The sequence below is a fragment of the Arthrobacter sp. C2 genome, assembly GCA_024207135.1.
Taxonomy (GTDB): domain Bacteria; phylum Actinomycetota; class Actinomycetes; order Actinomycetales; family Micrococcaceae; genus Paeniglutamicibacter.
In genome coordinates, this window is record CP042428.1 from 2,055,037 (window position 1) to 2,081,076 (window position 26,040).

The following is a 26,040-nucleotide window of genomic DNA, read 5'->3' on the forward strand; positions in this document are numbered from 1 at the left end:
GTTATGTCGTCTTGGAGATGCGATGCAGCCATTCGAGGAACATCTTCATTTCGGTGTTGGAAAGTTGCTGCGGGTTCGAGGACTCCAACGCGGCGTTCAGCGCGATGGCGGCCACGACGACCGCGGAGGCACCCACCGGGGTGGCGGAGTCGGCAATTCCGGCCTCCGAGGACACCGCGGTGATCACGGCATCGCGCGTCATGTCGGACAGCTCGAAGTTCCGCTCCTTCTCCGGCTCGGAGATGAGCATCAGGGTGACCCCGATATTCGCGGCCATGATGCTGCGCACCGCGTCGGCCGGGGGCACGTTCAGGTGCCCGGCTTCCGCTGCCCGGTCGAGCTTCCCGCGCAGCAGCGCTTCCGCCTCCGAGACCCTGTTGGATCGGTTTCCGGGCCTGACCTTGCCGAACATCACCAGGTAGAGGTGCGGTTTCTCGATGCCGAAGCGCACGTGTTGGTCCCACATGCGCCGCACGTCGTCCAGCGGCTTCCCGGTGGGTTCAAGGTCCATTTCACTGGCCACGTACTGCTCGAAACCCACGGCAACGACCGCGTCGAACAGGCCTTCCTTGTCCCCGAAGTGGTGGTACAGCGTCGGCGCCGTGACCCCCGCCAGCTCGGTGATCTTCCGGGTGGAGACCGGAGCCCCGTCCGAATTGGCCAAGAGCTCGACGGCTGCCTGCAGCAGTCGCTCCCTCGGCGGAAGCTGGATGTCTAGACTCATGACTGCTACCCTAGCACCTATAGCATTGCTATATGAAGGGGATCACAGCTTGAGTTTATGCTCGAGTCCTGCGTGATCATCGTCTGCATCGCGCAACGGACAACCCAAGAGCAACCCACGGGAACGAGGAACTCAAGTGCAACACTTCTCCGGAGTGGGCGTCATGCCCGGACGTGTCATCGGAACCATCCGGCACATGCCCCCGGCGCTTTCCGAACCGCCGGCCGGCGAGAAGCTGGACGCCGCGGTCACCGCGGAGCAGGCCATCGCCGGGCTCAAGGAAGCTGCCGCGTCCGTGCAGGCGGACCTGCGCACCCGCGCCGCAACCGCCAGCCCCGAGGCCAAGGCCGTGCTGGAGGCCACCGCGCAGATGGCCACCGACTCGATGCTGCTCAAGGGTGCCAACAAGCTGATCAACACCGGCCTTTCGGCCGAACGCGGCATCTGGGAGTCCGGCGAAACAGTCGCCCAGATGCTCATCACCCTCGGCGGCTACATGGCCGAACGCGCCACCGACGTGCTGGACGTGCGCGCCCGCATCGTGGCTGCGCTGCGCGGGGTCCCGGCCCCCGGCATCCCCGATTCGACGGACCCGTTCATCCTGGTGGCCGAGGACCTGGCACCGGCGGACACCGCCACGCTGGACCCGGCCAAGGTCATTGCCCTGCTGACCACCGGCGGCGGGCCCCAGTCGCACACCGCCATCATCGCCCGCGCCATGGGCCTGACCGCCATCGTCGCCGCCAAGGGCCTGGAGGCACTGGAATCCGGCACCGAGATCTTCGTCGACGGAGCCGCGGGAACCATTTCCACCTCCCCCGGCGACACCGAGCGCACGGCCGTGGACGCCTGGCTGAAGAACGCCGCGCTGCTCTCGGTCTTCGACGGCAACGGCGTGATGGCCGACGGGCACCAGGTCCCGCTGCTGGCCAACGTCGGGGGCGGCAAGGACGCGGTTAAGGCCGCTGCGGCCGGAGCCCAGGGCGTGGGGCTGCTGCGCACCGAATTCTGCTTCCTGGGCCGCGACACCGAGCCGTCCATCGAGGAGCAGGTCGCCCAGTACAAGGCCGTCTTCGATGCCTTCGGGTCCAAGAAGGTTGTGGTGCGCACGCTGGATGCCGGCGCCGACAAGCCGCTGCCCTTCCTCACCGACGCCTCGGAGCCCAACCCGGCCCTGGGCGTGCGCGGCTACCGCACCGACACCACCTCCCCCGGGGTGCTGGCCCGCCAGCTCTCGGCCATCGCCACCGCATCGGCCGGCTCCGAGGCCGAGGTCTGGGTCATGGCCCCGATGATTTCCACTCCGTCCGAGGCGGCCGATTTCGCCGCGATGTGCGCCGACGCCGGACTGGCCACCCCCGGGGTGATGGTCGAGGTCCCCTCCGCGGCACTGAGCTCCGAGGCCATCCTGGGCCAGGTGTCCTTCGCGTCCCTGGGCACCAACGACCTGACGCAGTACACCATGGCCGCGGACCGGCAGCTCGGCCCGCTGGCCGCGTTGAACAACCCGTGGCAGCCTGCGGTGCTGCGCCTGATCGAATTGACGGTTGCCGGCTCCCGGGCCGAGGGCAACCACAAGCCCGTGGGCGTCTGCGGCGAGGCCGCGGCGGATCCGGCGCTGGCCGTGGTGCTGGTGGGCTTGGGCGTCTCGACCCTGTCGATGTCGGCCCGCTCGCTGGCCTCCGTGGCCGCGGTGCTCAAGACCGTCACGCTGGAACGCGCCGGCGAATTGGCGCAGCTGGCATTGGCCGCACCGAGCGCCGAGGCAGCACGCACCGCGGTGCGCGAGGCGCTGCCGGCACTGGCCGAACTGGGCCTGTAGCCAACACCCCGGCACCGTAGGATTGATCCTGCCTGCCCCCAATTGTTTCCCAAACACCTTCGTACACAGGAGAAAACACATGTCCGAACGTCTTGCCACCATCGCCAGCGCCTCCGGCCTGCACGCCCGTCCCGCCGCGCTCTTCGCCGAAGCAGCCGGCGCCCTGGACATCGAGGTCACCATCGCGCCCAAGGGCGCCCCGGAGGACGATGCCCTGGACGCCTCGAGCATCCTCTCGCTGATGACCCTGGGTGCCGCCAAGGGCGACGAAGTGGTGCTGCGCGCCTCCGGCGACGGCGCCGAGGCCGCGCTGGATTCCCTGGTTGCACTGCTGGAAACGGACCTGGACGCCGTCTAACCAACCGCGTCGACCACCGCCGATGGCGTGGATCCCGAGCCGAAAGGCCTGGGGCCCACGCCATCGGCGTTTTGCGTTTACAGGCCGCCGGTGCAACTGCGCGGACGGTCACGAAGCCAAGGCGCAGACATCGCAGTTCCGTTGAAAACATTTCGGCAGACCGGGGGATGCCGTTCTTGGAACGGACCGCAGTGACCTATCAACCACCGGCCCTGGCAAGGTACGGTTGCGCATATCCGGCGCGGCTACGGCCGGCAGGCCCTGCAGGGCGACAGCGTCCCGGTCCGGGCGTCCTATGCGGACCGACCCAACGAATGGTCCAGGTGAGGAGCTCTACATGGAACTGATCTTTGTGCACGGCGCTTTGGTGCGTGACGGACAGTGGTGGTGGCAGCGGACCGCAGAGCTGCTCCACGAACACACCGGGATCCGGAGCAGAGCCATTGCGTTGCCCTCCTGCGGCGAGGGAGCACCTGAAGAGGTTGCTGGCGGCCTCATTGCGGACGCGGCTGTGCTGCGCGGCGCACTGGGCGAGGTGGACTCCGCCATCGTTGTCGGCCACTCCTACGGCGGCACCGTTATCGCCGAAGCCGGCCGGCATCCGGCCATTGCGCACCTGCTCTATGTGTCGTCGTACCTGCCCGAGGTCGGGCAGTCTCAGGGTGCGATCATGAGCGGCGAAGGCGACCCGGTATCCATCGGCGACAACAGTGACGGAACGCTGAGCGTGTCCGGCTACGACGCAACGTCGTTTGGAGCCCGATTCCTTCAGGACGCAGACGACGAGACCCAGCACCAGGCGTGGGAGCGGGTGACCGCACAGGCTGCCGGGGCATTCATGACCCCGACGAGTGCTGCCGGCTGGGAGGGAATCGATTCAACGTACATCGTCTGCGGGCAGGACCGCAGCACGTCGGTCGAGTTGCAACGCTTCCACGCGAGCCGAGCGACGCACTCCGTCGAACTGCCGACCGGGCACCATCCGTTCATTTCCCGACCCGATCTGGTCGTCGAACAAGTGCTGGAGCTGTTGCAGCGAGGGTGAGTCGTGCAGTGTCGTCTGCCCTGAACGGAGCTTTGGGCCTCTCGGGGCGTGGAACCTGTCGGATGGTACTCCTGGCAGCCGACGCCATTGCCCGGTGATCCATCGGCACTCCTCGGCTCCACCGCCTACGTCCGAATGCCCATGTCGACCGCATGGCGAATGCCCGCAGGAGACGACGTTCCAGGCCGTTATACGTCGAGTCATGCCTTAGGGCGACTTGCGGGCAAGGGCAGCGATTCCTCCCCGTGGGAGGGGTCGAGGGCTGTTAGCCTCAGGTAAATGCGTGTTCCCCTTCCAAGCTCCGGAGGAATTGCCAGATGCCGCAGGACACCAATTACGACACCTTTGCCGAGGCGTACTCTGCCGAAAACGAATCCAGTCTGCTCAATGGATTCTACGAGCGCCCGGCAATGCTCAACCTCGCCGGGGATGTCCGCGACCGCCGGATTCTTGACGCCGGCTGCGGTTCCGGGCCGCTGGCTGCGGCGCTCGGTGAACGCGGCGCCACCGTGACAGGATTTGATTCCAGCGAAGCAATGGTCAATCTGGCCCGAAAAAGACTGGGCGAAAGGGCGGAACTGCTCGTGGCGGACCTTGGCCGGCCCCTTCCGTTCGCCGACGACACGTTCGACGACGTGGTTGCCTCGTTGGTCTTCCACTACTTGGAAGACTGGGTGGGCCCGCTGACCGAGATGCGGCGCGTGCTGCGGCCGGAAGGCAGGCTCATCATGTCCGTCAACCATCCGATCCTGTATCCCTGGACAAACCCCGGCACAGACTACTTCAAGCCCGTGAAGTACTCGGATGAGCACACCTTCAACGGCCAACCGGCCACCCTGACGTATTGGCACCGGCCATTGCATGCCATGACTGACGCGTTTGCCAAGGCAGGATTCCAGATCGAGGAGCTCAGCGAACCACCGTACTCGACCGATGCGCCCCCGGACATCGTCCCTGCGCAATTCAAGGACCGGGATTCGTTCCTGAGCTTCATTTTCTTCGTGCTCCGCGCGAAGTGACGGCGGCGTTCCCGGGCTTCGGCGGGCAAGGACCAGGTCGTCCGGCTCGGGATCGGCCGATTGGGGCCCGGGTTTGCCATGGGGCCTTCACCGCAGGCGGGGCCCCTTGGCCTGGATGTGCGTACCGTCGGCTCTCGGGAATCGCCGCTCAGGGGACCAGCTCGGCGGCCCGTTCCTCGCCGGCCGCCACAAGCCTGGCGAAGGGGCCATCGGCATCGCGCAGTTCGGCCGGGCTGCCGCGCTCGACGATCGCTCCGGATTCGAGCACCGCCAACCGGTCGGCGTTTTCCACGGTGGACAGCCGGTGGGCGATCATCAAGGTGGTGCGCCCCACGGCCAGGCGATCCAACGCGTCCTGCACCAGCGCCTCGGTGGTGTTGTCCAGTGCGCTGGTGGCCTCGTCGAGCACCAGCACCTTCGGGTTGCGCAGGATGGTGCGGGCAATGGCCAGGCGCTGCTGCTCTCCCCCGGAGAAACGGTGCCCGCGCGCACCGACCAGCGTGTCAAGACCCTCGGGCAGACCCGCAACCAGGTCGGCGATCTGTGCGCTGGCCAGTGCCTTCCACAGCGTTGCGTCGTCGGCCCCGGGATCGGCCAGCAGCAGGTTGTTGCGGATCGAGGCGTGGATCAGGTAGGTCTCCTGGGATACCACGCCCACGATCTTGTTCAGGGTTTCCGGGGCGAGCTCGCGGATGTCGATGCCGTCGATGGTGATGCGGCCGCGGCTTGGGTCATGCAGGCGCGGCAGCAGCGAACCGAGCGTGGACTTGCCCGATCCGGTGGGCCCGACGATCGCCGTCGCGGTGCCCGGGGCCAGCTCCAGGTCGATCCCGTGTAGCACCTTCGGCCCGTCCCGGTAGGCGAAGGAGACGCCTTCGAAGCGCACCAGCCCCGCAACGGTCTCCGGGTCCAGGCTCGCCGGGTTCGCCGGCGCCTTGATTTCCGGGTCCATGTCCAGGTACTCGAAGATGCGGCTGAACAGGGCCATCGCGGTGACCCATTGGACCCCGACGTTCAGCAGGCCCATGATGGGGCGGAAGATCGCGCCCTGCAGCGCGGTGAACGCCACCAGCGTGCCGATGGTCATCCCCCCGGAGGTGGCGGGGAAGCCGGCGGCCAGGTAGATGACCGCGGGGATCGCGGCGAACACGATGCCCATGGTGGCCATGCGCCAGCGCCCGGCCAACTGGCTGCGCATTTCCAGGTCCACGAGCCGGTGCGAGGACCCGGCAAAGCGTTCCACGTCCCGCCCGGTGGTGCCCAGGGTCTTGGCCAGGCGGATGCCGGAGACCGAGAGGCCCTCCTCGATCTGCGTGTACATCCCGGCAAGCTCGGCCTGCCGCTTGCTGGTCACGTCGCGGCGCATCAGCGCCACCTTGCGCGAAAGCCAGATCGCCGGCGGCAGCACCACCAGCGAGAGCAGGCTCATCCGCCAGGAGAGTGCGGCCATCGCGATGGCGGTGGCCACCGCCGTGGTCAGGTTGGAGGCCACCGAGGTGGCGGTGGAGGTCACCACCGACTGCATCCCGGCGATGTCGTTGGTCAGCCGCGACTGCACCTCCCCGGAGCGGGTGCGGGTGAAAAAGCCCAGCGACTGGGCCTGCAGGTGGGAAAACAGGCGGGTCCGCAGCGTGTGCATGACCTTCTGGCCCATCTTGGTGGCCATCCAGGTCTGGACCACGCCGATGGCCGCTGTCGCCGCGGCGACGGCCACCAGCCCGCCGGCAAGCCAGGCGAGCAGTACGGTGTCTTGGTGCGGCAGCGCGTCGTCGATTATGGCGCGGATCAGGAACGGCTGGGCCAGTCCGATGACGGAGGCTGCGGAGATGAGCAGCACGACGACGGCGATGGCGAGCTTGTGCGGCTTGAAGAGCGCAGCGATCCGGGCCGGCTGCACCGGGTGGAGCCTGACCTGCTTGAGGTCCGCGGGGTTCAGGCGGGCGACGGGACCGCCGCGGCCTCCCCCGCCGCCGGGTGCCCGATCGGCACCGGCGTGATTCTTGGCCGATTGGCCCTGGCCCGAACGGGCCGTGCTGGAAGATGAACTCGATTCCAACATATGCACCACCTTTCGTGGTGGTCGTGGGTGCGGGACTCGCACCACGTTATTGATGAGGTTACCTCACTATGTGGTTGCCCGTCAAATTCGGCACCCGCCGGACGGTAGTCTTGAGGGCATGCCAGCCAGCAACAATCCGGCACTTCCCGGTGACCTTTCGGAGCTTTTCCACCGCGCTTTTCGTTCGCTGCGCCATTCCTGGTCGCAGCGCCTTGCCCCCTTTGAGCTGACCCCGCACCAGTTCCGCGCCCTGCACTCGCTCGCGCGCAACGCCGCGGACCCGGCGTCCGCCGACGGGATGCGGCTCAAGGACGTTGCCGAACGCCTGCGCATTGCCCCGCGCTCGGCCACCGAGGTCATCGACCACCTCGAGGCCAAGGGGCTGGTGGCCCGCAGCGCCGACCCCGTCGATCGCCGCGCCACGCTGGTCACGCTGACTGCCGAGGGGCTCAGGCTGACCGAGGAAGTCCGCGCGGCACGCCGCGAGCACACGGAGAGCTACTTCGGCCGGATCGATGCGCAGGAACGCGCCGAGCTGGCCCGCATCCTGGGCAAGCTCGGCGGCCACCCGGAGCGCTGAACGCGTTCCGCGGGAACTCCCCGGCGACCGGGTCCTAGTTCTCGGACCTGCCCCGGCGCCAGTACCCCATGAAGGCGACCTGCTTGCGGTCCATGCCGGCCTCGCGGACCAGGTAGCGGCGCATGCCCTTGATCATTTCCGCCTCGCCGGCCAGCCACGCGTAGAACGGCTGCGTGGAGGCGGTGGCCGTCTCCCAAAGGATCTGCGAGTCGACGTCGACGTCCTCCGGGTCGGCCCCGGGCATCACCGCGCCGGCGGCGGGAATCGCCACGACGTCGCGCACCGCGGCCGCCAGCAGCTCGCCGTGCGGGTGGGAACCGCGCGGCAGCCACTGCACGGACACGCCCGAGCGGGTCGAGGAACCCTGGATGTCCCCGGTGTCGGGCACCTCGATGAGCGCATGTCCGGTGATCCCGGCAGGCAGCGATTCGAGGATCGAGCAGATCGCCGGGGCAGCGGTCTCGTCCCCGGCCAGCAGGATCCGCTTGGCCGAGCCGGGGCGGAACTCGATGCCGCCGTAGTCGGGCCCGCACAGGCCCGCGTTGGGACCCAGCAACAGCAATTCGTCCCCGGCCTTGGCCCGGGCCGCCCACACCGTGGCCGGGCCGCCGGCCAGCTTGCCGTTCTCGGTGCGCAGGTGCAGCACGAAGTCGATGTCGATCTCCGCCTCCGTACCGCGGTTGTCCCGGTGGCCCGCCGGGCGCAGGGCACGGACGGTGTAGGTGCGCATGGCGCCGCGGGATTCGGCCGGCAGCGCGAGCCAGCGCCGGTACCAGCCGGTGGCCTCCGCCCGGGAAAGCCAGGCGCCCGGGCGCAGCGACGCGAATTCCGCGGGCAGCCCGGCAGCCGGGACCCCGGATTCGGCGGCCGGCTGGATCATCAGCTTGATGCGCAGATCCAGCGGGGAATCCCCGGCGCCGAAGTGCGCCAGGTCCGCGCCGGCCAGGGTGATGCGCTTGAAGTTCTCGCCGATGCCCTGCACCGCGACCACATGCGTGGCGAAGGCCAGCATCTCGCTGATCTCCTCGGCGCGTTCGGGCACGTCCTGGGCCGCGGGCGCCGGGGAGTCCGCTTCGGCGGTTGCGGCTGCGGTCCCGGCCGTTGCCTCCGCCACGGAATCCGTGGCTGCATCCGCAACGCCGCCGGCCTCGGGGCCTGCGGTTCCCGGTGCGGCCGCGGGCACCTCGGACGGCACGGGACCGGCATCGAGCCGGGCATCGGGATTCGTGGTGCGGTGGATGCCCTTGGCCGCCAGCACCGACTCGGCGCGCAGCACCCGGTGCCGGCCGATCGGCAGCACCAGCGGGGTGCCGGCCACGGGGTCCGGGATGACGCGGCACGGCATGCCGAAGACGTTTTTCACCATCTCCTCGGTGACCACCGCCGCGGGGTGCCCGGCGGCAACGATCTTGCCTTCCTTCAGCGCGACCAGGTGGTCGGCGTAGCGGGCGGCGAGGTTGAGGTCGTGCAGCACGATCACCACGGTGGTGCCGCGGGTGCGGTTCAGCTCGGAAATCACGTCGAGCACCTCCAGCTGGTGGGCGACGTCCAGGTAGGTGGTCGGCTCGTCGAGCAGCAGCAGCTCGGTTTCCTGGGCCAGCGCCATGGCGATCCAGACGCGTTGGCGCTGCCCGCCGGAGAGCTCGTCGATGGGCCGCTCGGCCAGGTCGGTGGTACCGGTGACGGCCATGGCGCGGGCCACCGCGGCCTCGTCCTCGGAGGAGAAACGCTTGAACCAGCCCTGGTGCGGGTAGCGGCCGCGGCCGATCAGCTCGCGCACCGTGATCCCGTCGGGCGCGGTCGGGGTCTGCGGCAGCAGGCCCAGCATCTTGGCGACCTCGCGGGCCGGGCGGGTGTGGATGTCCTCGCCGTTGAGCAGGACCTTGCCCCCGGCGGGCTTCAGCAGCCGGGACAGGCCGCGCAGCAGCGTGGACTTGCCGCAGCCATTGGCTCCCACGATGATCGTCACCTCGCCGGTGGGCAGCTGCAACGAGAGCTCGTCGACGATGCTGACCGCGTCGTAGGCGAGTGTGAGGTCCTGTGCTTCGAGAAGTGCCATGCGTACCCTCAGGTTCCTTCCTTGTTGGAGCGCACCAAGACCCAAATCAGGAATGGTGCTCCCAGTGCGCCGGTGACGACGCCGACTGGTAATTGTATGTCGGGCAAGATGTTGGTGGCGATGAATGTCGCCGTGGTGACCAGCAAGGCGCCGATGCCGGCGGCGGAGCCCAGGTGGCTGCGGCCATTGCACAGGCGCAGGGCCAGCGGCCCGGCCAGGAACGCGACGAACGCCAGCGGGCCGGTCACCGCGGTTGCCACCGCGCACAGCCCGACCCCCAGCAGGATCAGCCCCAGCCGGGTGGACCGCACGCGCAGCCCCAACCCGGCGGCGGTGTCGTCGCCCAGTTCCAGGATCCGCAGCTTCGCCGCGGCGGGCAGAAGCAGCGGCAGCAGGATCGCCAGTGCCGCACCCAGCATTCCGGCCCGCTCCCAGGTGCTGGCGGACAGCGACCCGGTGAGCCAGCGCAGTGCGTCGGAGGCCATGCGGATGTCGGTGCGGGTGAGCAGGTAGGAGATGATGCCCTGCAGCATCGCGGCGACCGCGATGCCGGCCAGGATCAGCCGGGCCCCGGTGTGCTTCCCGGCGTCGGCAATCGCGTAGATCAGCAGCGCCACGGCCAGGGCGCCGGCGCAGGCGATCAGCGAAAGCCCGATCCCCTGGGCGCCGAAGAACAACATGCCCGCCACCGCGGCGGCGGACGCCCCGTAGCCGACCCCGATCACGTCGGGGCTGGCCAGCGGGTTGCGCAGCATGCGCTGGAAGATGGCCCCGGAGGCGCCGAACGCGGCCCCGGCCAGGATTCCGACGGCGGCCTGCGGCAGCCGGTCTTCCCAGAGCATGAAGGAGACCCCCGGAACGCGTTCGCCGGACAGGGCGGCGAGCATCTCGTCGAGGGCGATGGGATGGCGCCCGGCCACCAGGTTCAGGAGCACCGCAACCAGGATGCCGGCGGTGGCCAGCAGGTTCACCCGGGCCACCGGGCCGATGCGGCGCTTGGCGCGGGGTGTGGATTGGCGCGGGGCCCGGGGCATGCGCCGGGGCCTGGGCCGCGGCGCGCCCGGAGGCCGTCCTCCGGACGGCGCGGCGGAAGCCTCGGCCCGCTCCATTGCGGGCGCAGCCGCGGCGGCGTCGCCAACCCGGGAGAGCATCTGGCGGCTCACAGCGTGACCTTCCTTCCGCGGCGCAGCAGCCAGAGGAACAGCGGCGCGCCGATCACCGCGGTCATGACCCCGACCTGGATTTCCGCCGGTGGGGCGATGACCCGGCCCAGCACATCGGCACCCAGCAGCAACACCGGGCCGGCGAGCATGGACAGCGGCAGCAGCCAGCGGTAGTCCCCGCCGGCCAGCACGCGGATCGCGTGCGGCACGATCAGCCCGACGAAGCCGATGGGCCCGGCCAGCGCGGTGGCCGCGCCGCACAGCAGCACCACGCCCGCCGCCGACACGGCACGCCCGCGGCCCACGCGGAAGCCGAGACCCACGGCCGAGTCGTCGCCCAGGGCCAGCGCGTTGAACAGCCTGGCACCGGCCAGCACCGCGACCGCGCCCAGGGCCAGGAACGGGGCGACGGAGAGCATCTCGGGCACCTCGCGGGCGCCGAGGGTGCCGACCTGCCAGAACCTGAAGCGGTCCAGGGCCTCCTGGCCGATCATCAGCACGGCGTTGGTCAGCGACCCGAGGCCCGCGGCCATGGCCGCACCGGCCAGGGCCAGTTTCAGCCCCGTGGCGCTGTCGCGGCCCAGCGATGCTACCAGGTAGACCAGCAGCGAGGCGCCCGCGGCTCCCACGAAGGCGAAGAGGATGTAGCCGTGCAGCGTGGTCACGGCGAAGAAGTGGATGCCGGCCACCACGGCCAGCGCGGCCCCGGCGTTGACGCCCAGGATGCCCGGGTCCGCCAGCGGGTTGCGGGTGATGCCCTGCATCCCGGCTCCGGCGAGCCCCAGGGCGGCGCCGATGAGCAGCCCGGCAACGGTGCGCGGGATGCGCGAGGCGACGACCGCGTGGTCCCCGTTGGCCGGGTCCAGGTGCACCAGCGCGTCGAGGACCGTGGACGGGGCGATGGGCCGGGCACCGATGAGCAGGGACAGGAAGAGCCCCAGGGCCAGGGCTGCCGCCAGGAGAAGTCCGAGCACCGGCGCGGGCATCAGCCCGGGGCGCCGGGCGGGCGCGCGGGAATCGGTTTTCTGCGCGGACAGCGGCAGGGCCTCGGACGTTCGTGACCCGGATGGTGGAGCGCTCATGGATTGTCCACCCGGTTCCGGGCGGAGGCGCGGGCCGTGGCCCTAGACTGGGGGCCATGAGCAAGCAGCAAGCCACCGTCGTCTCCGAGCAGGCAGCCTTCCACCTGGCCCCGAACCCCGGACCGATGTCGCTGGAGGGAACCAATTCCTGGATCCTGCGCGCACCGGGGTCCGAGCATGCCATCGTCGTGGATCCGGGTCCCGACGACGCCGGGCACCTGGGTGCGCTGGCCGCCGAATCCGTCGAACTGATCCTGATCACGCACCGCCACCACGACCACACCGAGGGCATCGACACGCTGCACCGGCTCACCGGGGCGCCGGTGCGTGCGGCGCTGCCGGAGCATTGCCGCGAGGCCGGGGTCTTGGTCGACGGCGAGGAGATCCACGCGGCGGGCCTGCGGCTGCGCGTGCTGGCCACCCCAGGCCACACCTCCGATTCGCTCGGCTTCCTGCTGCCCGACGACGGGGCAAACGGCTCGATGCTCACCGGGGACACCATCCTGGGCCGCGGCACCACCATCCTGGATGCGCCAGACGGGACCCTGGGCGACTACCTGTCCTCGCTGGACAAGCTGGAGGCCGGCCCCGATGCGCTGGTGCTCCCGGCGCACGGCCCGGTGCTGGGGTCCCTGCACGGTATCGTGCGCGAATACCGGGCGCACCGGCTTGAACGGCTGGCCCAGATCCGCGCCGCCCTGGCGCAGATCCGGGCAGATTCCGCCGTTGCGCCCACCATCGCCCAGGTCACCGACGTGGTCTACGCCGACGTGGATCCACGGGTGCGACGGGCAGCCGAGATCTCGGTGGCAGCGCAATTGCGCTACCTTGAGGAGTCCGAAGCTTCCTGACATTGCCTGTGGTTCCCGCCTGTATCGGTGCCGGTGCGTGGGTGGTGCGGGCCGGCTACTTGCCGGCGGCTGCCTGCGCGGCCGCAGCGAAGGCCGGGACGACCTTCTCGAGGGCGTAGGGCACCGACAGCGGGGACGCCGCCGAGATGGCGAGCACCTCCATGTCGTTGGCCGCGGCCACCAGCCCGCCCTTGGAGACGGCGGGGAGCTGGGCAAAGAGCTTGTTCTTGGCGACCGCATCGGTGCCGGTGCCCTCGGCGGCCCAGGTGAAGAAGATGTCGGAGTCCAGCTCGTTCGCGCGTTCCGCGGCCCATGGAAGGAAGAACTCGCCGTCCTTGGCGTTCGCATCGACGATTGCCGCCTGGGTCATGCCCAGTGCGGTGAGGAAGCGCGGGCGCGAATCCCCGGTGGCGTAGAGGCTGATGGAGTTGTCCGACAGTTCCAGGTTTCCGGCAATGAAAGTGGTGTCCTTGAAGACCGGGTTCGCCTCGGCGGCAGCAGCGACCTTGCCCTCGACCTCGGTGATTACGGCCTTGGCCTCGGCGTCCTTGCCCAGTGCCTGGCCTACGGCGGTGGTCACGTCCTGCCAGCCGGAGGTGTAGTTCGGTGCCATCGGGCCGATGACCGGGGCGATCTTGGAGAGCTTGTCGTACTCCTCCTGCGTCAGGCCCGAGTACCCGGCCACGATGAGGTCCGGCTGGGCCTCGGCCAGCGCGGTGAAGTTCACGCCGTCCTTCTCGGAGTACTGAACCGGGGCCTTCTCGCTGCCGATCGGGGCGCCCAGCTCGGTGAGCTTGGCATCCTTCCAGTCGGTGGAGCCCTGCTTGTTGTTTCCCCAGGTGTCCTCGGCCATGGCCACCGGAACGACGCCCAGTGCCAGCACCGCATCGGCGTTGACCCAGGAAACCGTGGCCACGCGCTCGGGTGCCTCGGTGATTTCGGTGGTCCCGTAGATGTGCTTGATGCTGACAGGGAAGGCGGCGCTTGCCGCTGCGGTGCTGCTGGCCGGGGCGCTGTCGGCGGTTCCGCCGCAGGCGCTGAGGGTCAAGGCAAGGGCGGTGGTTGCTGCGGCGATGAGGCCGGCGCGTCGAGTGAACTTCATGTGGGTGTGGAATCCTTTGCGATTCAGCGGTGGAAAGCGATGGATACGGAGGAGGAGGTGCTCGGTCGGCAGGAATTGTGGATTGGCCGTCACACCAACACCTGACGAGTAAGGCTAACCTCACCAATTCGGATTACGCAACACAGCTCGGACCTAATTGCCCGAACGCCGCCGTGGCCGGGGATGACAAATGCCCGTCATTTCGCAAGCCATCCGGCCATTCGGTGACTAGGCTCACATCATGAAAGATTTCTTGCCGCCGGAAACCAGCAACCCGCACCGCACTCCGGGCACGGCACTGGTCACGGGTGCCACCTCGGGGCTGGGCGCCGAATTCTGCGCGCAACTGGCGGCCCGCGGACACGACCTGGTGGTCACGGCCCGTGACGGGCAGCGGCTGGCGGAGCTCGCCGCACGGCTGCACGCACAGTTTGCCGTCAACGTCGAAGTGCTGGCCGCGGACCTGGTGACCGACGAGGGAACCGAACGGGTGTCCGCCCGCCTCGCCCAAGCCGCGCGACCCGTCAACCTGCTGGTCAATAACGCCGGGTACGGCCTGCGCGGCAATTTCGCCGACAACGACCTCGGCGAGGAGCTTGACCACCTGCGGATCCACACCCAGGCACCGCTGGTACTGATGCATGCGGCACTGAACGCCATGGGCTCCGGCGGCGGGGGAAGGATCATCAACGTCGCCTCGGTCGCCGCCTTCACCCCGCGCGGCAGCTACTCGGCAGCCAAGGCGCTGATCGTGAATTTCAGCCGATGGGCCAACGTTTTCTATGCCGGCCGCGGCATCTCCGTCACCGCCGTGTGCCCCGGCTTCGTGCGCACCGAGTTCCACGACCGCATGGGCGTGGACAAGACCAAGATCCCCGCCCGGGGGTGGCTGGATGCCCCGAGCGTGGTGCGGCAGGCGCTGGCCGACAGCGACGCGGGCAAATCCGTATCGATCCCTTCGGTGCGCTACAAGCTCGCTACCGCCTTGGCGCGGATCGCGCCCGATGCACTGGTGGAGCGCCTTGCCAGACGCGGGCGCTAGCAAAGCCGCCCACCCCCACCCCGGCCGGCCGCCCAGCCACTGCATTACTTCCACCCCGCACGGGCCACCCGTCCGTCGCCGGAGGTCAAGAATCGTCACGGCACGCCCTTTTGCCGCGCCCGAAACCATGAGTGACCGAGATCACATATCGGGGCGAGGGTGTCCCGGATTCCCCGTGTCGCAGGGGTTCCTTAGGCAGACCTACCCTCGCGATCGGATGGCGCCGACAACCTATCAAGGTTGCTCGGTTTGCACATAGGCAGGCCTTATCTATAGCGTTTCACTTAAGTTCATTTACGCCACGAGGTCGTTCGCTAATTGATGCGGGCCTTGGGCAGCGGCCCCACCATCGGAGAAATCATCGTGAAGACCCCCGTTCGCGTCGTCCTTGGCGCACTTGCCGCCGGCGCATCCCTGCTCGCCCTGACCGCTTGCGGCGGCTCCACCGAGGCAGGTGCCCAGGCCGATTCCGGCAAGACCGTGAGCATCACCCACGCGCAGGGGACCACCGAGGTTCCGGTGAACCCGGAGACCGTCTACACCTTCGACCTGGGTGTGCTCGACTCGATGACCGCCTTGGGTCTGGAAGCCGACGGCGTTCCGGAAACCAAGTACCCCGAGTCGCTGGCCAAGTACAACGACGCTTCCGTCGCCAAGATCGGTTCCATGAAGGAACCCGACTTCGAAGCCATCTCCAACGGCAATCCGGACCTGATCATCATCACGGGCCGCACCGCCACCTCCTACGAGGAACTTTCCAAGATCGCCCCGACCGTCGACCTGTCCGTGGACCTCAAGAAGCCGCTGGACTCCTTCAAGGAGCAGGCCGGCAAGCTGGGCCAAATCTTCGACGTCGAATCCAAGGTCACCGAGAAGCTCGCGGCCATCGACACCAAGATCGCCGACACCAAGGCCAAGAGCGCCGATGCCGGCAAGGGCCTGATCATCATGACCTCCGGCGGCGAACTGACCGCCTACGGCGCCGGCTCGCGCTTCGGCCTGATCCACGACGTGCTCGGGGTGGCCACCGTCGCCGACGTCAAGTCCGAAGGCTCCCACGGCGAGTCGATCTCCTTCGAGTTCCTCAAGACGAACAATCCCGACACCCTGTACGTCATTGACCGCGATTCGGCCATGGGCACCTCGGGCGATGCAGCCAAGGCCGTCCTGGACAACGAGCTGGTCGCCTCGACCAACGCCGCCAAGAACAACAAGATCGTGAACCTGGATTCCAACGCCTGGTACATGGTCGGCTACGGCCTGGACAACACCGAAAAGATGATCGACGAGGTCGCTGCGGGTCTGTAGGCACCCGCCCACAGTCGCAAACTGATCATGAGCGCACCAGTACTCAGCCGTTCGGCCGCCGCGGAGCAGGATCCCGCGGTGGCCGTTCGGCGTTCCAAGAAGCCCTCCGAAACCACGTGGCTGGTCTCCGGCACCGTCCTGGTGGGGCTGCTCGCCGTCGTAAGCCTGTTCGTCGGGGTGTCCGACGTCAGCCTTCCGATGCTGCTGGCCGGCGACCCGGAGGCCTGGGACCTGCTGTGGATCTCCCGCGTGCCACGCACCCTGGCCGTGATCCTGGCCGGAACCGCGGTGGCCGTGGCGGGGCTGATCATGCAGCTGATGGTGCGCAACCGCTTCGTCGAACCCTCCACCGTGGGCACCGTGGAGTCCGCGACCCTGGGCATCCTGGTCGTCACCGTGCTGGTCCCCGCTGCCCCGATCATGATGAAGATGGGTGTGGCCTCGGTGTTCGCGCTCGGTGGCACCGCCCTTTTCCTGGCGGTGCTGGGCAGGCTGCCGGCGCGCAACACGCTGCTGGTGCCGATCGTGGGCATCATGCTCGGCGGGGTCATCGGCTCGGTCACCACCTTCTTCGCCTACAAGTACGACCTGCTCCAGACGCTGAGCAACTGGATGATCGGGGACTTCTCCGGGGTGCTGCGCGGGCGCTACGAGCTGCTGTGGATCGTCGCCGCGCTCACGCTGGCCGGCTACCTGGCCGCGGACAGGTTCACCGTCGCGGGCCTGGGCGCCGACTTCACCACCAACCTGGGGATGAACCACAAGGCCATCATGCGCCTGGGCCTGGTGCTGGTGTCGCTGATTTCCGCCGTCGTGGTCACCACCGTCGGCGCCGTACCGTTCCTCGGGCTGATCGTGCCGAACATCGTCTCGTTGCTCTTCGGCGACAACCTGCGCCGGGCCGTCCCGTGGACCGCGCTCTTCGGCGCCGGCTTCGTGCTGGTCTGCGACATCATCGGGCGCACCATCCGCTTCCCCTACGAGGTCCCCGTGGGCATGGTGATGAGCGTGCTCGGCGCCACCATCTTCCTGGCCCTGCTGCTGAGAACCAGGAAACGCAATGCCTAAGACACCCTCGCCGGCCCTCGCCGGGACCCGCCGGCCCCTGCCCCGGCGCAGCTTCTCCCCCGCCATGCTCTCGCCCAAGCGGATCTCCCCGGCCGCGCTGATCACCGTGATGGCCGTGATCACCCTGGGCTGCATCGCCGCCTTCATGACGATCGAGCTGCGCGGAAACCTGTCCTACGCGCTGACCCGCCGCGGCATCCGCGTGGGCGCGATGCTGGTGGTCGCCGTCGCGGTGGGCCTGTCCACGCTGATGTTCCAGACCGTGACCGCCAACCGCATCCTGACCCCCTCGATCATGGGATTCGACGCGCTGTACATCCTGATCCAGACCGCGCTGGTGTTCATGCTGGGTTCCTCCACGCTGCTCACCGCCTCCCCCGCGCTGAAGTTCGGGGTCGAGGTGGGCCTGATGATCGTGTTCTCCGCGCTGCTCTACCGCTGGCTGTTCACCGGCGGCACCGGGTCGCTGCACCTGATGCTGCTGGTGGGCATCGTCATCGGCACGCTTTTCCGCGGGTTCTCCTCGCTGCTGCAGCGACTGATGGAACCGAGCGAATACATCGTGCTGCAGGACCTCTTCTTCGCCTCCTTCAACCAGGTCGAGCCGCTGCTGCTGGGGATCTCCGCGGTCATCGTGGCGCTGGTCGCGGCCGTGGTGTGGAAGCTGCGCAAGAGCTTCGACGTGCTGGCCCTGGGCCGCGAAACGGCCATCAACCTGGGCGTGGACCACCAGCGCATCGTCACGCTGGTGCTGGTGCTCTGCTCGATCCTGGTCGCGATCTCCACCGCGCTGGTGGGTCCGGTGACCTTCTTCGGGTTGCTGGTGGTCTCGCTGGCGTACCAGATGGTGCGCAAGTTCTCCCACGCCGCCCTGATCCCCATTGTCTGCCTGCTCGGGGCCATCACGCTGATCGGCGGCCAACTGCTGCTCGAGCGGGTCTTCGGCTTCGCCACCGCGCTGAGCGTGATCATCGAGTTCGCCGGCGGACTGCTGTTCCTCTACCTGCTCCTGAAGGGTTCCCTGAAGTGATCCGCATTGATTCGGTGACCAAGTCCTACTCCGGCAAGACAGTGGTGGACGCGGTGAGCACCACCATCCCCGCCGGTGGTGTCACCTCCATCATCGGGCCCAACGGCGCGGGCAAGTCCACGCTGCTGTCGCTGATTTCGCGGCTGATCCCGATGGATTCCGGTGCGGTGTCGATTGCCGGGCTGGACATCGGGCGCACCCCCAGCAAGGACCTGGCCAAGTCGATGGCGATCTTGCGGCAGGAAAACCACATCACCATGCGCCTGCGCGTGCGCGACCTGGTGGGCTTCGGGCGTTTCCCGCACTCCGGCGGGCACCCGACCACCGAGGACCTGGCGCACATCGAGGCCGCCATGGACCAGCTGGATTTGACCGAGATGGCCGACAGCTTCCTCGACGAGCTCTCCGGCGGCCAGCGCCAGCGCGCCTACATCGCGATGGTGCTGGCGCAGGACACCGACTACCTGCTGCTGGACGAGCCGCTGAACAACCTGGATATGAAGCACTCGGTGGAAATGATGCGGATGATCCGCAAGCTTGCCGACGACCTGGGCAAGACCGTGGTGATCGTCATCCACGACATCAACTTCGCATCCTGCTACTCGGACACCATCCTGGCCATGCGCCGCGGCGTGCTGGTGCACCAGGGAACACCGTCGAAGATCATGACCCAAGAGGTATTGCGCGACATCTACGACATCGACATCCGCATCGAGGAGATCGACGGCAACCGGATCGGCGTGTACTTCGCCTGAGGTTCGTGGCGCGGCCCGGCGGCGGCCATGCTGATGCAAAACAATTCATCGTCGTGCATGTTTCGGGGCGTTGATTCCGGATGCCGGGGTAAGTTTTGCCACAGTGCGCCCCGCGTCGGTGATGCACAACTTCATGCTTGACCTGTAGTTTCATGAGCATTCCGTGGGCTTCCCGCGGCTGCCGCAGCGCGCGGCAGACCGCCAATAAATGCAAAGATTTATGCATGACCACGCAAAACATTGCAGCGGGCACATCCAAGCCCACGCTGCGCCAACAACTGGGCGCACGCAAGCCCATCGAGGCATTCATGGCCGAGGCCGGCAACGGCACCGGCGGCCCCAAGCTGCGCCGCACCCTCGGGCTGCTGCACCTGACCATGATCAGCGTCGGGGCCACGCTGGGCACCGGCATCTTCGTCGTGCTCTCCTCCTCGGTGCCGATGGCCGGGCCCGCGGTCTGGATCTCCTTCGCCATCGCCGGGCTTGCCGCCCTTTTTGCCGCGCTGTCCTACGCGGAAATGGCCGGCGCGGTCCCGGTTTCCGGGTCGAGCTACACCTACACATACGCGACCATGGGCGAGGGCCTGGCCTGGATCTGCGGCTGGTGCTTGGTGCTCGAGTACGCGGTCTCCGTCGCGGCGATCGCGGTGGGAGCCGGCGAATACCTCAACGAGATGGCCCGCTCGCTGGGCATCGGCCTGCCCGCGGCGCTGACCAATCCCCCGGGCACCGACGGAGGGGTGTTCAACATCCCTGCCCTGCTGATCGTCCTGTTTGCCACGGTGCTGCTGGTGCGCGGCACCCGCGAATCGACCGTGGTCAACACCGTGCTGGTGTTCATCAAGATCGCCGTGCTCATCTTCTTCATCGTGATCGCCTTCAGCGCGTTCACCTCCGGGAACTTCGACCCGTTGCTGCCCATGGGCACCGCCGGGGTCTCCGCGGCGGCCGCCCGCCTGTTCTTCTCCTACATCGGCTTCGACGCCGCCTCCACCGCCGGCGAGGAAGCAAGGAACCCGCAACGGGACCTGCCCCGTGCCATCGTGCTGTCGATGGTCATCATCACCTCCCTGTACATCCTGGTGGCGATCTCCGCGATCGGTGCCCGCCAGTGGACCTGGTTCGAGGGCAAGAGCGCCGCGCTGGTCCAGCTGCTCGAGGAGGTCACCGGGCAGGGCTGGGTGGCGCTGCTTTTCGCCGCCGGCGCGGTGCTGGCCATCGTCTCCATCGTGATCACCGTGCTCTACGGGCAGACCCGGATCCTGGTGGCGATGAGCCGCGACGGCATGGTGCCGAAGGTCTTCGGGCGGATCTCCCCGCGCAACGGCGCACCGGTGGCCGGCACCTGGATCACCGGCGGAGCCGTGGCCCTGGTCGCGGGCCTGGTGCCGCTGGGCCAGCTGGCCGACGCGACCTCCATCGGCACGCTCTTCGCGTTCTCGCTGGTGTCCCTTGCAGTGATCATCCTGCGCCGCACCCAGCCGGAACTGCCGCGCACCTTCAAGGTGCCGCTCTACCCGCTGACCCCGATCCTGGCGATCCTGTTCTGCGGGTACCTGATGGCCAACCTCGGGGTGATGACCTGGGTGGTCTTCGGGGTGTGGATGGTCGTTGGCGCGTTCATCTACCTGGGCTACGGGCGAAGGCACTCGAAGCTTGCCGCCGGCTGGGACGGCCTCCGGAAGTAGGCGCCGCGCCAACGCCGCGCGCGCCGCTGCCCGGGCACCGATGGTTGGTGCCCGGGCAGCGGCGTTTCTTGTGGGGTCTTGCCGCGACTAGCCGGATTTGCCCAGCTTCAGCACACCGCCGGTGGCCGTCAGGGCCACGGTCCCGCGCACCGCCAGCACCCCGGCCAGCAGCGTCAGCAGGATGATGCCCACCGAGACCGGGGCGACGATGACGGCGATCCCGGCCAGCGGGAAGACCAGCACGCCGCTGACGAGCACCGCGCCCGCGCCGACCCCGATGACCGGGGCCATGACGGAGCCGACGCGCGCCTTTTCCATGGTGTCCCGCTCCATGCCCAGCCGGTGCAGGCCGGAGTACAGGTCGGCCCGATCCAGGGTGGCAGCGGCCTGGGTGATGGCCGTGGAGCAGGCCACCGAGATGAACGAGGCGACCAGGGTGATCAGCACGCCGGTCATCACGTCGGCGGCCAGCAACGCGTCCGGGCTGCCGGGGTCGGACTCGGTACCCGCCGTGTTCATCAGCGCGGCGCCGCTGCCGCCGACCACCGCGACGAAGCTGCTCATCGCGATGCCGGAGACCTGCCGCCAGGCCTGCGCCGGGTTTTCCAGGATCATCCGGGCGGCCAGCAGGTCGGCCGGGGCTTCGGCCTTCTTGAGCTTGGCGTTGCCGATGACCCGCACGGCCCACGGGCCCACCAGGTTCAACGCGCCCAGGCCCAGAGCGAACCCTCCGAGCAGCACGGCAATGATGATGGCCATGGACTGGAAGGCCGAGAGCATCGAGAACGCCAGGGAAACCACCAGGATCAGTGCCGCAACGACCACCGCACGGATCCAGCGCGGCTTCGGGGTGGTGGTGCGGTTGCGCACGCCCAGCGGGGAGACGATGACCTTGCGCAGGCCCACGGCCGCCGAGATCGCGGCGATGAGCGCCACGGCCGCCACCACCAGGGCGACGATGCCCGGTTCCAGCCACATCGCCGAACCGATGGCCGAGCCCTGGAAGTGCACCAGGCCGACCGCCGGAGCGGCAGCGGCGTAGAGCAGCACCCCACCCACTGCCCCGGCCAGGGCGGTGGCGCTGGATTCGATGATGGTGATGCCCACAACCAGCGACGGGGTGCCTCCGAGCAGGCGGACGGTGGACAGCCGGGTGTCCTGGCTGCGGGCCGAGAGCCGGGCGGCGGCCGCGCCGAGCACCGCCAGCGGAACCAGCAGCAGCACCACCGCGAGCCCGGCCAGCGTCAGGTACATGCCGGTCAACTCGTCTTGCACGCGGGTGAAGGACAAGGCGCCGGCGGTGACGGTGAGCACCAGCGCGGAGACCAGGGCGTAGGCCCCCATGGTCAGCAACAGCGGGGCGCGGCGCCCGTGGCCGGGCCGGCCCAGCATCCAGGCCAGGGTCAGCGCGCGCATCACTTCATCGTTCCCGGGGTTGCGGTCCGCGGGCTTCCGGCGGCAGGGGCCGCGGCGTGCTCGGCGAGGATGCGTCCGTCGCGCAGCCGGATGGTCCGGTCGCAGCGTGCCGCGACCTCGGCATCGTGGGTCACCATGACCAGGGTGTTCCCGCGTCCGACGGTGGAATCCATGAGGATCGACAGCACCTCGGCCCCGGTGCCCGAGTCCAGGGCGCCGGTCGGTTCGTCGGCAAAGGTCACCTGGGCACCGGACACCTGGGCGCGGGCGATGGCCACGCGTTGGGCCTGGCCTCCGGAAAGTTGGCCGATGCGGCGTTCCTCCATCCCGCCCAGACCCAGTGCACGCAGCCATTCGGTGGCCCGGGGCAGCGCCGCGGCGCGCGGGGTCCCGTTGATCATCAGCGCCATCGCCACGTTCTCCACGGCGGTGAGTTCCGGGATCAGCAGTCCGGACTGGAAGACGAAGCCGAAGGCCCCGCGGCGCAGCGCGGAGCGTTCGGACTCTCCCAGCGCGGTGATTTCACGCGGTGCCCCCTGGGCCGGGGCGAAGAGCACCGAGCCGGAGTCCGGACGTTCGATGCCGGCCAGGGTGTGCAACAGGGTGGACTTGCCGGAGCCCGAGGGACCCATGATGGCCACCGACTCGCCGGCGCGGATGTCCAGGTCCACGCCGTCCAGTGCCAAGGTAGATCCATAGGCGCGGCGCAGGGCCCGGGCGGAAAGCACCGGGGTGGTGGATGGGGGTGCCGCCGTGGCTGCGGCGGTCTCGGGTGCGGGGTTTGCTTCGATCATGCCACCAGCATTTCAAATCCGCACCGCCGCGGCATCGGAGCAGGTGATGAACTGTTTGCGGCCCGTCTCCACCCCAGGGTGGAGTTCATCGTCAGCCCTGCGGTGGCCCCTATCTTGTGATTTGTCCTCAATCGACTGAACCACTTCGCTTGAACCAGACGGTTTCAGCTACCTTTTCTGTCGATCAGGACCGGCAAAAATTGAACAAGCCACCTCTGATGTTGCTATCAGGCCTCCAACAACACCACGCCGGGTACAGACCCGCGAACGCCAGCGTCAACGCGAATCTAGCATTTCACGAATATGGGACCCGGTCATTCTCAGGTATGTGGAAACGTCTTTGGTGGAACCAAGCTTTAGGGGCTCCCCACAATTGCGATGTTCCCAAACATAGGCTTCGGGCAACGTTGGATCATCGTAAATCTCAGCTTTGATCAGCAGTGCGGCTTCTTCGTCCCGGCCCAGAACATGCAGGGCCAGAAGATGGTTTGCCGTCAGCAGCTGGTTTTCGTTGCTACGGAATGCAGCCGCGATCCCGAAGGACCTCAAAGCGGCTGACGGATCAAAAGCCAACTGGCAGAAACCCAGATTGTTCCAGGAGTCAGCGTTTGCGGGTTGCAGTTCCGTGATTCCGGAAAACAGGTCGGCTGCTGCGCGAGGATTTCCTTCTCGAAGATACTGCACTGCGATTCCGATTGCGTTGGAAAATCCAACACTTTCGGCCATCCGTCCGTGGTCTCCCATCGTTCGAGCCATGCTGGCAGAGGCTATCTGTTCGGAATCAATGGCGCGCTCATTGAGGAAGTGACGGGGCAGTCCATGGCTTTCTTGAAATTTTTGCCAGTTCCATTCCAATGCGTAGGAGGTGGTTTGCCAATCTTCGAGTCGGGTTTGGGTATGTCTATCCCAAAACCAACTCCCGAGCTTGTCCGAGTACCCGACTTTTGCCAGCGAGCGGAAGAGGTCGACTGACGGAATTCGATTCCTGACGGATTGGAAAACGCCTTCACGTAGCAGCCCGCCGAACCAGTTGCTCAAAGGGTAAACGACTGCGGGGCTGAATACATGCCGCAATTCTTCGTCGTGCTGTATCCGCTGAATCACGACTTCACTGTTTACAAGCCCTCGGATCCAATTTGGCAGGGCCAGTGCTTTGCTCTGAACGGCGCGGTCGTGGTCGTTTGTGAGCTGCATCCGGACCCCATCCAACACTGGCTGCCACGACTCTGCCAAAGTGGATGTTGAGTCCTGGTTGGATCGAATGAGCCCAAGGGTTTCCATTCGTGGGCGCGAGATAAGGGATACAACAGAGCGAGCGAGCGTCAGCGCCAAGCCCGCGCCGGCAGCCTGCCTCACCGGGAATTTTCGTTTTTCCAGCTCTTCCCAGAAATATCCGAGGTCACTTTCGGCTTGTTCATTCTGGCCCAAAACGGCAGCCGTAATTCGAGCCTGAACACCGAGCAACAACGTCGTCGTGGATTGCTCTGACGGTTCGAGGTGCCGATCCTGCAGATAGGTCCGGTTAGCATCGAAGACTTGGTAACCGGCCGTAGCCGCCAGAGGGATCGCGCGACCCGTGAGTCTCAAGCCACCAAAGTCGTGACTCTCCACCGGACGATCACGGTACCCAAGCTGTTCGGCAATCGCCCGACACTCCTCGTCACAGGTCGGGGTACCACCTTCGACCCTATAAAACGGACATGAGGCTGTGAGCTTTGGCCGGGTACAGGAATCGGCAAAGGCGATAATTGCATGACCGATAAACCGTTCGGACTGCGCTTCAAAATCCACAGTTCGTTCCCCCTCAGTAACGTCATCCGAGCATATCGCTGGAGTCTGTTTTATTACAGGGTGAAGGTTATGGGTGTGGTGTTATCGTGACGATGGTGATCATGCCTGGCTCTGGACCATACTGCCAATAAATTCTCCACGCCGATGGCGTGTTGTTTTCAACGTAGGAATCCCAGACATCGGTATCTCCCGGCCCCTGTGCTGAGTGGTACTTGTGCGACCTCAAACCCGGATACTTCGGATCTTCCTGCAACCTGCCAAGAGCCCTTCGAACCTTTTTCAGCCTTTCGGCCGAATGCCCACTCTTACTAAGCCCTTGAAGATCCTTCTGAGCCTGTTTTGTAAAGCGCAACATGAACGCCATTAAGCGTCGTCATCTGCGTCGATGAACTGTGTGAAGTCGCCGAGGTCATCGGTCTCGCCAGCAGCGGCTTCCAGGAGTCCGCGGCTGAGGGCCTCGCGAACCTGCGCATTTTCCCAGATCAGCAGTTCCCGGAGGGGCACGGAAGCCAACGGCGTCAACAGTATTTCTCCATCTTCGTTGACAGCCACTGCGTATTTGTCGTCGTGGCGTACGCCAACCTTGCCGAAGGCCATGCGTGAGCGCCCATCAGCGATCACTTCTCCTGCTGGCACAAAGCCGCGCTCGTCCATGCTCTTGGTCTCCGTCGTGGTTGAAACTGCGTTGATACCATTACAACACGTGTGGGTAATGCCCACAAGCCCAATTGTTTCACAATTCTCGCAGTGCCGCGAGTGTGTCACACCAGCAGCGATGGATGAGGCTTGTGGCCCGCGTGGGCCTGCTTTCCCTTCGCGTCGAAGGCCTCATCGTGAAAACGCTGTCGTTCATCAGAGTCCAGGAGATTAAACCGGATGCCGTGGTAGCGCGCCGGTATCGCACTTCGAAGCTCCGTGGAAGGCCCGGCACCGAACGTCAACACAGTTTCATCGGCACCCCGAGCAGTCCTGCTTGGAGCCGGGAATCGAATGCGCCGAGTCCCGGTTGTATCCCGGTGATGGAACTTATTCTGTACACCTCCGCTTTCTGTGCACCGTGCGTGCGCGCCCGCTCCGTGCTCCGCAAGGCGGGCAAGCTGCTGGCCCAGGCGAGCATCCGCGAGGTCGACGTGCTCTCGCACCTGGCCGAATCCGAGGAGGCGGGCATCGCCTCCACCCCCACGCTGGTGGTGCGCCGGGACGGCACCGAGGTGTTCCGCGCCTCCGGGGTGCCCAGCGTGCAGCAGGTGCTGGCCGCGGCGGCGCTCGCGCTGGCGTAGCGTC

23 protein-coding genes are annotated in these 26,040 nt (G+C 67.3%); 13 read left to right on the forward strand and 10 right to left on the reverse strand.

Annotated elements, in window-relative coordinates:
- Position 1: 1 nt before the first annotated feature.
- Complete coding sequence (locus FPY90_RS09660; RefSeq protein WP_498685237.1) at positions 2-724, reverse strand: TetR/AcrR family transcriptional regulator; 723 nt, start codon at positions 722-724, stop codon at positions 2-4.
- A gap of 136 nt (positions 725-860) precedes the next feature.
- Here FPY90_RS09660 and ptsP point away from each other — a divergent pair, with 136 nt between their 5' ends.
- The 4 genes from ptsP to FPY90_RS09680 all read left to right on the forward strand — a co-directional run bounded on the left by ptsP (position 861) and on the right by FPY90_RS09680 (position 4,968).
- Complete coding sequence (gene ptsP, locus FPY90_RS09665) at positions 861-2,546, forward strand: phosphoenolpyruvate--protein phosphotransferase (protein WP_498685238.1); 1,686 nt, start codon at positions 861-863, stop codon at positions 2,544-2,546.
- Positions 2,547-2,625: 79 nt separating this feature from the next.
- Positions 2,626-2,904, forward strand: a complete 279-nt coding sequence (locus FPY90_RS09670) for an HPr family phosphocarrier protein (RefSeq protein ID WP_071216729.1) — start codon at positions 2,626-2,628, stop codon at positions 2,902-2,904.
- A gap of 337 nt (positions 2,905-3,241) precedes the next feature.
- The gene (locus tag FPY90_RS09675) at positions 3,242-3,949 is read left to right on the forward strand and encodes an alpha/beta hydrolase (RefSeq protein WP_498685240.1); all 708 of its coding nucleotides are present in this window, start codon (positions 3,242-3,244) and stop codon (positions 3,947-3,949) included.
- A 317-nt stretch (positions 3,950-4,266) separates the two neighbouring features.
- Positions 4,267-4,968, forward strand: a complete 702-nt coding sequence (locus FPY90_RS09680; RefSeq protein ID WP_498685242.1) for a class I SAM-dependent methyltransferase — start codon at positions 4,267-4,269, stop codon at positions 4,966-4,968.
- A 148-nt stretch (positions 4,969-5,116) separates the two neighbouring features.
- Here the strand turns inward: FPY90_RS09680 and FPY90_RS09685 are convergent, their stop codons facing one another.
- Positions 5,117-7,027 (reverse strand): ABC transporter ATP-binding protein, encoded by a 1,911-nt coding sequence (locus tag FPY90_RS09685; RefSeq protein WP_498685244.1) that lies wholly within the window; start codon positions 7,025-7,027, stop codon positions 5,117-5,119.
- 118 nt (positions 7,028-7,145) lie between these two features.
- Between FPY90_RS09685 and FPY90_RS09690 the strand changes: the two genes are divergently transcribed.
- The gene (locus tag FPY90_RS09690; protein WP_071216726.1) at positions 7,146-7,607 is read left to right on the forward strand and encodes a MarR family winged helix-turn-helix transcriptional regulator; all 462 of its coding nucleotides are present in this window, start codon (positions 7,146-7,148) and stop codon (positions 7,605-7,607) included.
- Between the two features lie 34 nt (positions 7,608-7,641).
- Here the strand turns inward: FPY90_RS09690 and FPY90_RS09695 are convergent, their stop codons facing one another.
- From FPY90_RS09695 to FPY90_RS09705, 3 genes are read right to left on the reverse strand one after another with little or no spacing between them, the layout of a single operon-like run.
- Complete coding sequence (locus FPY90_RS09695; protein WP_498685246.1) at positions 7,642-9,666, reverse strand: SIP domain-containing protein; 2,025 nt, start codon at positions 9,664-9,666, stop codon at positions 7,642-7,644.
- 8 nt (positions 9,667-9,674) lie between these two features.
- Entirely contained in the window at positions 9,675-10,829 is a 1,155-nt protein-coding gene (locus FPY90_RS09700) for a FecCD family ABC transporter permease (RefSeq protein ID WP_498685247.1), read from the reverse strand.
- Entirely contained in the window at positions 10,826-11,911 is a 1,086-nt protein-coding gene (locus tag FPY90_RS09705; RefSeq protein WP_498685249.1) for a FecCD family ABC transporter permease, read from the reverse strand. Before FPY90_RS09705 ends, FPY90_RS09700 begins: the two co-directional genes overlap by 4 nt.
- A 56-nt stretch (positions 11,912-11,967) precedes the next feature.
- On the opposite strand from FPY90_RS09705, the gene FPY90_RS09710 reads away from it, so the two are divergent.
- The gene (locus tag FPY90_RS09710; RefSeq protein WP_071216723.1) at positions 11,968-12,762 is read left to right on the forward strand and encodes an MBL fold metallo-hydrolase; all 795 of its coding nucleotides are present in this window, start codon (positions 11,968-11,970) and stop codon (positions 12,760-12,762) included.
- A 55-nt stretch (positions 12,763-12,817) separates the two neighbouring features.
- Here FPY90_RS09710 and FPY90_RS09715 read toward each other — a convergent pair whose 3' ends face one another.
- Positions 12,818-13,864 (reverse strand): ABC transporter substrate-binding protein, encoded by a 1,047-nt coding sequence (locus FPY90_RS09715; RefSeq protein WP_071216722.1) that lies wholly within the window; start codon positions 13,862-13,864, stop codon positions 12,818-12,820.
- A gap of 241 nt (positions 13,865-14,105) precedes the next feature.
- On the opposite strand from FPY90_RS09715, the gene FPY90_RS09720 reads away from it, so the two are divergent.
- From FPY90_RS09720 to FPY90_RS09745, 6 genes are all read left to right on the forward strand, one after another.
- A complete protein-coding gene (locus FPY90_RS09720) occupies positions 14,106-14,906 on the forward strand; it encodes an SDR family NAD(P)-dependent oxidoreductase (protein ID WP_071216721.1) in 801 nt (266 codons plus the stop codon).
- A gap of 363 nt (positions 14,907-15,269) precedes the next feature.
- On the forward strand, positions 15,270-16,214 hold the full coding sequence (locus tag FPY90_RS09725) for a siderophore ABC transporter substrate-binding protein (RefSeq protein WP_498685253.1): 945 nt from the start codon (positions 15,270-15,272) through the stop codon (positions 16,212-16,214).
- Between the two features lie 27 nt (positions 16,215-16,241).
- A complete protein-coding gene (locus tag FPY90_RS09730; RefSeq protein ID WP_498685255.1) occupies positions 16,242-17,282 on the forward strand; it encodes an ABC transporter permease in 1,041 nt (346 codons plus the stop codon).
- Entirely contained in the window at positions 17,275-18,312 is a 1,038-nt protein-coding gene (locus FPY90_RS09735) for an iron chelate uptake ABC transporter family permease subunit (RefSeq protein ID WP_498685256.1), read from the forward strand. The genes FPY90_RS09730 and FPY90_RS09735 overlap by 8 nt, the downstream gene beginning before the upstream one ends.
- Positions 18,309-19,067: an iron ABC transporter ATP-binding protein gene (locus FPY90_RS09740; RefSeq protein WP_071216719.1), complete on the forward strand. Its 759-nt coding sequence runs from the start codon at positions 18,309-18,311 to the stop codon at positions 19,065-19,067. Before FPY90_RS09735 ends, FPY90_RS09740 begins: the two co-directional genes overlap by 4 nt.
- 224 nt (positions 19,068-19,291) lie before the next feature.
- On the forward strand, positions 19,292-20,755 hold the full coding sequence (locus tag FPY90_RS09745; protein WP_498685258.1) for an amino acid permease: 1,464 nt from the start codon (positions 19,292-19,294) through the stop codon (positions 20,753-20,755).
- An 87-nt stretch (positions 20,756-20,842) separates the two neighbouring features.
- Here the strand turns inward: FPY90_RS09745 and FPY90_RS09750 are convergent, their stop codons facing one another.
- From FPY90_RS09750 to FPY90_RS09765, 4 genes are all read right to left on the reverse strand, one after another.
- The gene (locus tag FPY90_RS09750; protein WP_498685259.1) at positions 20,843-22,171 is read right to left on the reverse strand and encodes a permease; all 1,329 of its coding nucleotides are present in this window, start codon (positions 22,169-22,171) and stop codon (positions 20,843-20,845) included.
- Positions 22,171-22,965 (reverse strand): ABC transporter ATP-binding protein, encoded by a 795-nt coding sequence (locus FPY90_RS09755; RefSeq protein ID WP_498685260.1) that lies wholly within the window; start codon positions 22,963-22,965, stop codon positions 22,171-22,173. The genes FPY90_RS09750 and FPY90_RS09755 overlap by 1 nt, the downstream gene beginning before the upstream one ends.
- A gap of 276 nt (positions 22,966-23,241) precedes the next feature.
- Positions 23,242-24,756, reverse strand: a complete 1,515-nt coding sequence (locus FPY90_RS09760) for a tetratricopeptide repeat protein (RefSeq protein ID WP_498685262.1) — start codon at positions 24,754-24,756, stop codon at positions 23,242-23,244.
- Positions 24,757-25,119: 363 nt separating this feature from the next.
- Positions 25,120-25,410: a hypothetical protein gene (locus FPY90_RS09765; RefSeq protein WP_071216714.1), complete on the reverse strand. Its 291-nt coding sequence runs from the start codon at positions 25,408-25,410 to the stop codon at positions 25,120-25,122.
- Between the two features lie 365 nt (positions 25,411-25,775).
- Here FPY90_RS09765 and FPY90_RS09770 point away from each other — a divergent pair, with 365 nt between their 5' ends.
- Positions 25,776-26,036 (forward strand): glutaredoxin family protein, encoded by a 261-nt coding sequence (locus FPY90_RS09770; RefSeq protein ID WP_498685263.1) that lies wholly within the window; start codon positions 25,776-25,778, stop codon positions 26,034-26,036.
- The last annotated feature ends 4 nt before the right edge of the window (positions 26,037-26,040 follow it).

Bases quoted from the DNA above. Each gene is read 5' to 3' on its own strand.
- FPY90_RS09660 (WP_498685237.1), bottom strand. From the start codon at position 724: ATGAGTCTAGACATCCAGCTTCCGCCGAGGGAGCGACTGCTGCAGGCA.
- FPY90_RS09670 (WP_071216729.1), top strand. From the start codon at position 2,626: ATGTCCGAACGTCTTGCCACCATCGCCAGCGCCTCCGGCCTGCACGCC.
- FPY90_RS09675 (WP_498685240.1), top strand. From the start codon at position 3,242: ATGGAACTGATCTTTGTGCACGGCGCTTTGGTGCGTGACGGACAGTGG.
- FPY90_RS09680 (WP_498685242.1), top strand. From the start codon at position 4,267: ATGCCGCAGGACACCAATTACGACACCTTTGCCGAGGCGTACTCTGCC.
- FPY90_RS09685 (WP_498685244.1), bottom strand. From the start codon at position 7,027: ATGTTGGAATCGAGTTCATCTTCCAGCACGGCCCGTTCGGGCCAGGGC.
- FPY90_RS09690 (WP_071216726.1), top strand. From the start codon at position 7,146: ATGCCAGCCAGCAACAATCCGGCACTTCCCGGTGACCTTTCGGAGCTT.
- FPY90_RS09695 (WP_498685246.1), bottom strand. From the start codon at position 9,666: ATGGCACTTCTCGAAGCACAGGACCTCACACTCGCCTACGACGCGGTC.
- FPY90_RS09705 (WP_498685249.1), bottom strand. From the start codon at position 11,911: ATGAGCGCTCCACCATCCGGGTCACGAACGTCCGAGGCCCTGCCGCTG.
- FPY90_RS09710 (WP_071216723.1), top strand. From the start codon at position 11,968: ATGAGCAAGCAGCAAGCCACCGTCGTCTCCGAGCAGGCAGCCTTCCAC.
- FPY90_RS09715 (WP_071216722.1), bottom strand. From the start codon at position 13,864: ATGAAGTTCACTCGACGCGCCGGCCTCATCGCCGCAGCAACCACCGCC.
- FPY90_RS09720 (WP_071216721.1), top strand. From the start codon at position 14,106: ATGAAAGATTTCTTGCCGCCGGAAACCAGCAACCCGCACCGCACTCCG.
- FPY90_RS09730 (WP_498685255.1), top strand. From the start codon at position 16,242: ATGAGCGCACCAGTACTCAGCCGTTCGGCCGCCGCGGAGCAGGATCCC.
- FPY90_RS09735 (WP_498685256.1), top strand. From the start codon at position 17,275: ATGCCTAAGACACCCTCGCCGGCCCTCGCCGGGACCCGCCGGCCCCTG.
- FPY90_RS09745 (WP_498685258.1), top strand. From the start codon at position 19,292: ATGACCACGCAAAACATTGCAGCGGGCACATCCAAGCCCACGCTGCGC.
- FPY90_RS09750 (WP_498685259.1), bottom strand. From the start codon at position 22,171: ATGCGCGCGCTGACCCTGGCCTGGATGCTGGGCCGGCCCGGCCACGGG.
- FPY90_RS09755 (WP_498685260.1), bottom strand. From the start codon at position 22,965: ATGATCGAAGCAAACCCCGCACCCGAGACCGCCGCAGCCACGGCGGCA.
- FPY90_RS09765 (WP_071216714.1), bottom strand. From the start codon at position 25,410: ATGGACGAGCGCGGCTTTGTGCCAGCAGGAGAAGTGATCGCTGATGGG.
- FPY90_RS09770 (WP_498685263.1), top strand. From the start codon at position 25,776: ATGGAACTTATTCTGTACACCTCCGCTTTCTGTGCACCGTGCGTGCGC.